Source organism: Chamaesiphon sp. OTE_20_metabat_361 (assembly GCF_031364565.1).
The window spans coordinates 1-7,992 of record NZ_JANLWO010000722.1; the positions used below are offsets into that span (position 1 = coordinate 1).

Annotated in this window: 8 protein-coding genes and 1 tRNA gene; 4 read left to right on the forward strand and 5 right to left on the reverse strand. The window is 47.5% G+C overall.

The genetic code is table 11. The features are described from left to right. Positions 1–165: 165 nt before the first annotated feature. From RMO35_RS20365 to RMO35_RS20375, 3 genes are all read right to left on the reverse strand, one after another. Positions 166–2,331 (reverse strand): BamA/TamA family outer membrane protein, encoded by a 2,166-nt coding sequence (locus RMO35_RS20365; protein WP_309743674.1) that lies wholly within the window; start codon positions 2,329–2,331, stop codon positions 166–168. A 78-nt stretch (positions 2,332–2,409) separates the two neighbouring features. After that, positions 2,410–3,138 carry a phosphoribosylaminoimidazolesuccinocarboxamide synthase gene (gene purC, locus RMO35_RS20370; RefSeq protein ID WP_309743676.1) on the reverse strand — a complete coding sequence of 243 codons (729 nt, stop codon included), beginning with the start codon at positions 3,136–3,138 and terminating at the stop codon, positions 2,410–2,412. A gap of 226 nt (positions 3,139–3,364) precedes the next feature. Then, the gene (locus tag RMO35_RS20375) at positions 3,365–3,526 is read right to left on the reverse strand and encodes a hypothetical protein (RefSeq protein WP_309743678.1); all 162 of its coding nucleotides are present in this window, start codon (positions 3,524–3,526) and stop codon (positions 3,365–3,367) included. Positions 3,527–3,595: 69 nt separating this feature from the next. On the opposite strand from RMO35_RS20375, the gene RMO35_RS20380 reads away from it, so the two are divergent. Then, positions 3,596–3,862, forward strand: coding sequence for a hypothetical protein (locus tag RMO35_RS20380; RefSeq protein ID WP_309743680.1), 267 nt, complete (start codon positions 3,596–3,598; stop codon positions 3,860–3,862). Between the two features lie 191 nt (positions 3,863–4,053). Here RMO35_RS20380 and RMO35_RS20385 read toward each other — a convergent pair whose 3' ends face one another. Then, positions 4,054–5,163, reverse strand: coding sequence for a glycosyltransferase family 1 protein (locus RMO35_RS20385; RefSeq protein WP_309743682.1), 1,110 nt, complete (start codon positions 5,161–5,163; stop codon positions 4,054–4,056). Positions 5,164–5,534: 371 nt separating this feature from the next. Between RMO35_RS20385 and RMO35_RS20390 the strand changes: the two genes are divergently transcribed. From RMO35_RS20390 to RMO35_RS20400, 3 genes are all read left to right on the forward strand, one after another. Next, positions 5,535–5,607 (forward strand) — tRNA-Val (locus RMO35_RS20390). Positions 5,608–6,553: 946 nt separating this feature from the next. Then, complete coding sequence (locus tag RMO35_RS20395; RefSeq protein WP_309743684.1) at positions 6,554–6,730, forward strand: hypothetical protein; 177 nt, start codon at positions 6,554–6,556, stop codon at positions 6,728–6,730. A 179-nt stretch (positions 6,731–6,909) separates the two neighbouring features. Further along, complete coding sequence (locus tag RMO35_RS20400) at positions 6,910–7,302, forward strand: clan AA aspartic protease (RefSeq protein WP_309743686.1); 393 nt, start codon at positions 6,910–6,912, stop codon at positions 7,300–7,302. Positions 7,303–7,735: 433 nt separating this feature from the next. On the opposite strand, the gene RMO35_RS20405 is transcribed toward RMO35_RS20400, so the two are convergent. Continuing rightward, positions 7,736–7,992, reverse strand: a 257-nt coding sequence (locus tag RMO35_RS20405) for a hypothetical protein (RefSeq protein WP_309743688.1), incomplete at its 5' end; no start/stop codon positions are given.

Here is a 7,992-nt window from a genome sequence, read left to right on the forward strand (position 1 = left end):
GTTGCTGCGTAGTCCGTGTTACCCCACCCCAGCCCTCCCCTTATAAAGCGGATGCGCGCTCGTCGGGTTTCCCGACGGTTTAGCGCACCAAGCAGGGGAGGGAGCAAAAGCCCCCCTTTATATGGGGGGTTGGGGGGTAAGCCCACCGAAAACGAAGTCCCTAGATTAGAATCTCTCCCCGATTCCAAATTGAATCCGCGTTTCCGCGCGGTTATTGAGGGCATAATCGATCCGAATCGGCCCGATGGGGGAATTCACCCGCAGCCCTGCTCCGTAGCCAAAACCATTGCCTGGTTTACCACGCAATCCGGCGGGATTGCCTGGAACGCTACTGCCCGTACCCAAATCGGTACCGTAGTCGGCAAAGATGCCAATACCGACGATCGAAATGAGGGGGAAACGGTATTCGGCAGTAGCTTGGACATAACTACGTCCCGAACCCACATCGCCATCTTCATAGCCGCGCACGGAGCTAGTGCCGCCCAAACTAAACGCTTCATAGGGTGGTAAATCTCCTAAGATCGTGCCGCCTTGGATGTTGAACACCAACGCTTGCGAGCCGGGGGTAAAATTAATCAAGCTTACGGGAGTGTAGTTGGTAAAACTCGCTCTGGCGCGGGTCATGAAGATATTACCCAAACCCACTGGCACTGACTGATCTAGTCCGAGTTTGAGTAGGGTACCTTGGGTCGGATCTGTGAAACTATTGCGTAAATCTTGGGTGACGCCGAGCTGCACCATCAGCAGATCGTCCTGTCCGGTTTTACTAAAGCTCAGATCGCCACCTCGGGTATCTATAGGCACGATCGCACCCCCGCCGACATCCTGAATTGCTACCCGTTGATACTGCACGCCCAGGGAACCGCGCCAAGCACTATCGCTAAAGGGATCGCCATTGAGCGGACGACTGAAGGTAATCCCGCCTCCCTGACGCCGAATCCGGGGGATATCGGTGGTTCCAGGGATATAACCGGGATTTGTGCCGCCATCAAATACGAGAGAAGTCGATCGACGTTGGAACAGATTGGCGGTATAAGATGTGCGGTTGGGGTCGGTGGCAATCCACGGGTCGGTGAAATTCACGTCGAATAGGACATCCGATCGCGTGCCGATCTGAACTTCCGCACCTAATTTTTGAGCGTTACCGCCGATATTTAGTTGGTTGTAGCTGACACTCCCAAACAAGCCACTGGTCGAGCTAATACCGCCCCCAGCCAGGATGTTAGCTGTTTTTCGCTCGATGACATTCAGTTGCAAGATTACTTTTGCCGGATCGCTACCGGGGGCAAAAGAGACGCGGACATCATCGAATAACCCCAAGCCATAAATCCGTCGCAGATCTTTTTGAATCGTATTCCGGTTGAAAATTTTACCCGCTTTTAACTCCGCTTCGCGAGTGATAATAAAGGGGCGCGTCGATCCGCCGATCGGTTTTTTCTGGTCGTCTACTAGCGAACCTTCTTTGTTGATAAACCGCACTTGGACATCTTCAATCAAACCCTCAGCAATTACCAGAGTCAGCTTGCCATCAGCACCGAGTTCTTCGACATCAACTACTTGCGCCAGGTTATAGCCCTGTTCTTGGTAGAGTTGATTTAATTGTTTGATGGCGGCTTGCAGCTCGACCGCATTTAACTTTTTGCCATACTGAGGCTGGAATAACTTATCGATGTCCTCCTGTTTCAATACGCTGCTGCTATTGGCTGGGAGGGTGCGGATTTGGACTTGGCTGAGCGTGCCGTATGGTGTCACTAGGAAGCTCAGTTTCACGCCTTTGCTCGTGTCTTCGGGGACGATCTCGACTGCTGAAAAGGCACCCAAAGCTTTAATCGCGTTGAGATTTTGCTCTAGTTGCTCGCGGGTGGTCGGTTGTCCGGGTTTGACTGTGAGCACTTGCCGAACTTTGGATTCGAGTTCTGGCTCAAGCGCACCCTGGGGATTTCTGATGATGATATCGGAAACTATGACCTGTTTTTGGTTGGGAGCTGGGGTGGCTGGTTGCTGACTCTGTGGCGCTGGGGTAGTCGGTGCGATCTGGGTAGTTTTCGTCGGTTTGGGTTTGGCTTTGGGCTTGGTGGGTTTGCGAGTTTTGCGCTTGGTTTGGGCGATGAGATCTTTGGCAGTCGGGATATCGGTGGCGACAACTCGCTGCAAATCTGGAGCGACGAGCTGGTTCGATTGCCCAGTCAAACTGCTTGGGGGTAATATTTTGGCGTTTTTGTAGCCGCTGCGTTGGAGAATTTGAGTTGATTGGGCAGTTGCAGGCACAGTACTGGCAATTTGGGCGATCGTCGCAGCAGTAATAACTAGAACTAATTTAAATTGATTCATGTGGTTTGTATAGTAAATAGCGGTTAGCGTCGATCGCGATAGTAGATAATTGGATCTAAATATTCTGCCCACCGAACTCTACTCTTTGACTCCTAGAACTCTGGCTAAAACTTGTTGGTAAGCATCCTCGATGTTACCCAGATCGCGGCGGAACCGATCTTTATCTAAGACTCGTAAATCGGGATCGGGTTCCCCAGTCAACCATAACCGACAGCTATCCGGGCTGATTTCATCGGCTAATAAGATTTGCTGGTGCTTGTCTACCCCAAATTCGATTTTGAAATCCACTAAAGTAATCCCACACTGCTCGAAAAAGTGCTGGAGGAGGGTATTTATCGCCACCGCCCGCGTCTGGAGAATGTCGATCTGTGCTGGCGTTGCTAATGACATCAGCAGCAAGCGATCGCGCGTTAGCAGCGGATCGCCTAAACCGTCATTTTTATAATAAAATTCTACCAAAGGTTGCGGTAACACCGTCCCTAACTCGATGCCAGTCTGTTGACACAGGCTGCCTGCTGCAATGTTGCGGACGACTACTTCGAGGGGGATGATTTGCACCGCTTTGACGCGCATCTCCCGATTTGAGGGACAGTCGATATAATGAGTGGCAATCCCGTGCGACTCGATCGAGCGAAATAAGTGTGCCGCAATTTGACAGTTAATCTCACCTTTACCGACGATCGTCCCGCGTTTTTGGGCATTAAAGGCAGTCGCATCATCCTTAAAGTAAGCTAATAATATCTCTGGATCGTCTGTAGCGTAGAGAATTTTTGCTTTACCTTCGTAAACTTGTGGATGACAATTCATGCTGAAATAGTTAGAATTATGGGGACATTACTAAATTCTTTGTAGAAATTAGTAGCAATTTATAAGTACTTGTCAATAGTCAATCTTTAGATCTTAGTATCCAATGTGCCTACTTCGATCGCCTGATGTCGAAAAAAGGTTAAAATCGGCACAAATTCAGCTCTGGCTCGGCGCTGAGGATCTAGATTGAATTGTTGGGCGATCGGTTGGTGATTCTCGTTCTCGACTACGCTACTGTGCCTGTCTTGTCGCGTGCTACGCCGGAGGGAACCTCCGGCTCACGCGCCGCTACGGCAGGCTGTCGCCAACGGCTACGCTCAGTCAAAGTCAGCACGAGTACGCCAATGAGCGATCGCCGATCGATTCGCAGTTTTTCGAGTTGCTGCACGTAATAGTGCTAGCATCAGTCGAAATTAGTCATTTATAATTGTATCGCAGCGACTAGGACGCAATATTAATGTCAAAAAAGAGCGACTTCTTTTTATATCAAAACAACCGCTACAACGGTGATTTTACACCCGAACACCTGATCTTCAATAGCAACTTACAAGAATTCACCCAAAAAATCAGCTTTATTTGTAGCCTGGAGACTGCTGGCAAGCTGACTCCAGAGGAATCCTACAAGCAAATCAAAAGCCTCTGGAAAGACCTCAAACGGACTAAAAAACAGCTAGGAATCGGGGCACAGACCCTTCCAGGCGACAATGATGAGGCGGGGGAATAGGGGATAGGGGTAAGAGGTAAGAGGTAAAAGGTAAAAGGTAAAAGGTAAGAGGTAAGAGGTAATTACGACTTCCATAGCTCCCAGTCTCCCAGTATCCCCTACACCCCTACACCCCTACACCCCTACACCCCTACACCCCTACTCCCCTACTCCCCTACTCCCCTACTCCCCTACTCCCATCTCCCCGCGAGCTAACCCAACACCTGCTGATAATATTTTTGTAACTGTTGTGTCGCTGCTGCCCAGCCCCAGCGTTCGGCTTCAGATCGAGCATTAGCGCGGAGCTGGAGCTGATGGGCTGGTGAAGAAAATAGGGTTTGAGTTGCCACGATCGCGCCGTGCGGATCTTGCGGATCGAATAAATAACCATTGTGCCCATCGGTAATGATATCCGGAATCCCACCCGATCGGGCGGCGATCGCCGGACAGCCAGCCGCCATCGCTTCGAGCAGTACCAGCCCGAGCGTCTCCGTCCGCGAGGGAAAAATAAACGCATCGGCAACAGCATAAGCCGCCGCGAGTTGTTCGCCACCCAAATAACCGACAAAGTGCGTCGGCGTCCCGGCAAAATAGCTTTCCAAATGAGCGCGATGGGGGCCATCGCCGACGATCGCCAGTCTTGCGCCCGGAATTGCGGCTAAAACGGGCGCGATCTGCTCGATTTCCTTCTCCGCACCTAATCTACCCACATACAGCAACAGCGGGCTTGCTGGCGCACCTTGGCTCAGATAATCCCGCATTCGATCGGTCGCTTTAGCTGGGTGAAAAGTCTCGGTATCTACACCCCGCTGCCACAAGTCCACCCGCTCGATCCCCCGCGATCGCAGTTCCCCCACCATCGCATTGGAAGTACACAGATTTAATTCTGCTTGATTGTGCGCCCCTTTTAATAACTCCCACAGCAAGCCCTCTAGCAGCCCCAGTCCGTAGTGCTGCAAGTATTTGGGTAAGTGCGTATGATAGGAAGCCACCAGCGGAATCCGCATCGATTTGGCATAAAAAATGCCCGCTAATCCCAAAACGGCGGGATTGACGACATGGATCAGATCGGGCTGAAACTTTGCCAATTGTTGGCCGATTTCCGGGCGCGGTAGGGCTAATTTTAACTCTGGATATAGTGGTAAGGGAAAAGCAGACAAGCCATAGATCTTCGCCCCCTGGTAGGATTGCAGTCCCCCAGCCGGACAAAAAACTAAGACATCATCGCCTTGGCGTTGCAGTTGCTCGATCGTATGTTTGAGTCGAGTGACAATTCCATCGACTTTTGGTAAAAAAGTTTCGGTAAATAAAGCAATACGCATTTCTTTAGCAGCTATCTAGAATCTCGATCGGATGGTTGGCTCGGCTCGCAAGTACCAGCCAGATTCTGGGTTGCCACGGAGCAATCGGACAGCCCCACGCAACTTAGCGATCTTCAATCATAGTTAGCGCAACCAAATGTACTCGATCGCGCTGTACCGATCGCGGCGAGTGGGTATCGATCCTAACTATTACTACCACAACTTATGTGCGGATTACTATATGTTCTACTGCGATTTTGGGATAGTTTGGCTCTCGCCGTGCCGATCTGACACTCACCCGGCAATCTCAACTCGGCGATGTTCGATATTTACCGAGCGACTACTTGACTCGATCTCTAATGTCAGTTATATTAGGTAAGCACTAAAAACGCGGACGGTTAGCTCAGTTGGTAGAGCTCCTGCCTTACAAGCAGGCTGTCACAGGTTCGAGTCCTGTACCGTCCATTTTTGCATGTCTATCTGCGCCATTACAAAAGAATAGATTACCGCTACGGCAAATCGATATATTTGATCACAAGAACCTCACAATCTTAGCCTAGTATCTGTATTTGATACTTGCTTGGTAATTCAACAATACCACAAAGAACTATAAGACCGCGAACAGCAGGGGATGGGGCGGTTAAAATCCTATGCAGGAAAGGCTGAGTGTGTAGTCTAATTATTTCAAATTATGTTTTAAATAAAGCTCTCATCAAATTGAGGGCTTTTTTAGATTATTTTTGGGTTTGTCTACCCCTTTTGAGTGAAATTGGATTGAAATTTTATCATTAAAATCTTTCTATATATAGACAGACAAACATGACAGTTTCGATTAATAATAGCGATTGAAAGCCAGAAGATAATTAATTAAACATTAAATAAATACATTTAAATAGCAACCGATTTAAAATACTTTACTCACGCCATCTTCACAATCTTGATTTAACATGAAAGGTAATAAATTCGCATTATAAATTCACTGAATAGTTATTTTAGTTGCCATCCGATATCAAAGTAGTTGACTACAAAAGCTTTGATGTCAGATGGCAACTTAATAGCATAATTTTTTCTTCATCGAGTTTCGATGAAGCCAAAGCCAGCCTAGTAGCTAAGAAATAAGAATTCGACGATTATCGTGCCAAACTCAAAACCCAATTTGAGGACAAAGAAGCAGAGGTGCAATCGAGCGTCGATGAGTGGAAAGCAAGTCGCGATGTCCAGCTACTTAAGTAACGTGCAAACTATTACCAAAAAAGGAGAACTGTGATGTCAAAAGAGAAAAAAGGCAACAAAGAAACCAAAAAACCTAAAGCACCACTGGATGAAACCAAGAAGCAAAAGAAAGACCCCAAGCGATATGACGGGAAGCCATAAAACATAAAACTGCGAAGAATAAACAAGCAATAAAATAATGAACAGTTTGCCCTTTGAAAAACAATTTGCTCATTCAATGTTTTGCTGGCAACTCCAAAGTATTGAAATCGATCGTGCCAAGCAATTACTAGCCGAGCTACACCTAATCTACCTTGCACAGCAGGCGACAATCGCCGATCTGACTACGCAAGATGCCTTCAACGACCTGAACTAGCTAGATGCCAACCATATCGATACAACAAAACGCACGCTGAGGTGTATGCTTCAGCGTGCGTTTCAGTCAAGACAGAGGGGTTGGGGGTGAGGGCAAAAGGCTGGCATCTTACATTTAATTCCGCCTAGCTACTTACTGGAGTGAGATCGAGAAAGCTGTTTGCATCGTTTTGGGGTTTAATGCAGTTTCAGAGTTGCAAGGCAATTCTGCCGATCGTGGTGAAGAACGATACTAGAACTCAACTCGTTGATGCAGTAATTGACACGGGGTTTTCGGGCTTCCTGACTATTCCCTTTAGTACAATCGAGTCTCTAGATCTAATTTGGAAAGGGCGCGATATCGCAGCATTGGGAGATGGAACTTCTTGCATTTTTGAAGTTTATATTGTGGTTGTAATCTGGGACGGGCAATATCGCACGATTACCTCTCGGCGCGGCTACGCCAACGACATTAATGAGTCAGAAACCATGCCTTTGATTGGGATGCAATTGTTGCGAGGCTATGATTTACGGATTCAGGCAATAGAAGGCGGTTCTGTCACGATTGAAGCATTGCTATCGAATAAAATCTAGTGAATAGGTCGGCATAAATATTTATATCATCAATAATGCCTGAAACCTAGCTGGTGGGAACTGCCACCCTACTGGGACTAACCCAATTATAGAAGGGAGAGCCATAATTCTGAAACTAATTGAGTTCCAGATTTGCTAATATGTACAGCATTTCTGGTGTCACAAATGGTTTAGACAAAAATGCGCCGATCGCGTACCGATCGACGATTGGGCAAAGCCCACACTTCGTGAACGATTCATTCCTAGCAGGTCAATCGATTTTTACCTCAAAATAAGCTTGAAAATATCGATCGGTTCAAAGATCGCAAGTGGCAATTTGCTTGAGATGTTTGCCATAAATGTATTTTAGCCATACCAAATCTAGCAAAAGCTAATATCTGCTAACTCGATCTTAACTGCGCTGGTATTCGGGCGATCGGCACGGAATGTCCGCCTATTTATCCTCGCTATTTACTAAACCTCCATTCTCATTTGACCAATTTTGTACTTCTCTTCTGTGTTGCTGCCACCGATCGAACTCTGGAAAAAGTTCCACTTTTAATTCTGCCAATTCCTGGACATGCTGTGTCCTTAACAAGTCCCTTTCTTTTCTTTGTTCGATTTCAATTGTATTTAATAATACTCCCTTTTCTGTATAGTTACCTCTGCTTATTTCTTCTTGCCTCATCTCGTAGCTTAATTGTAGCTTCC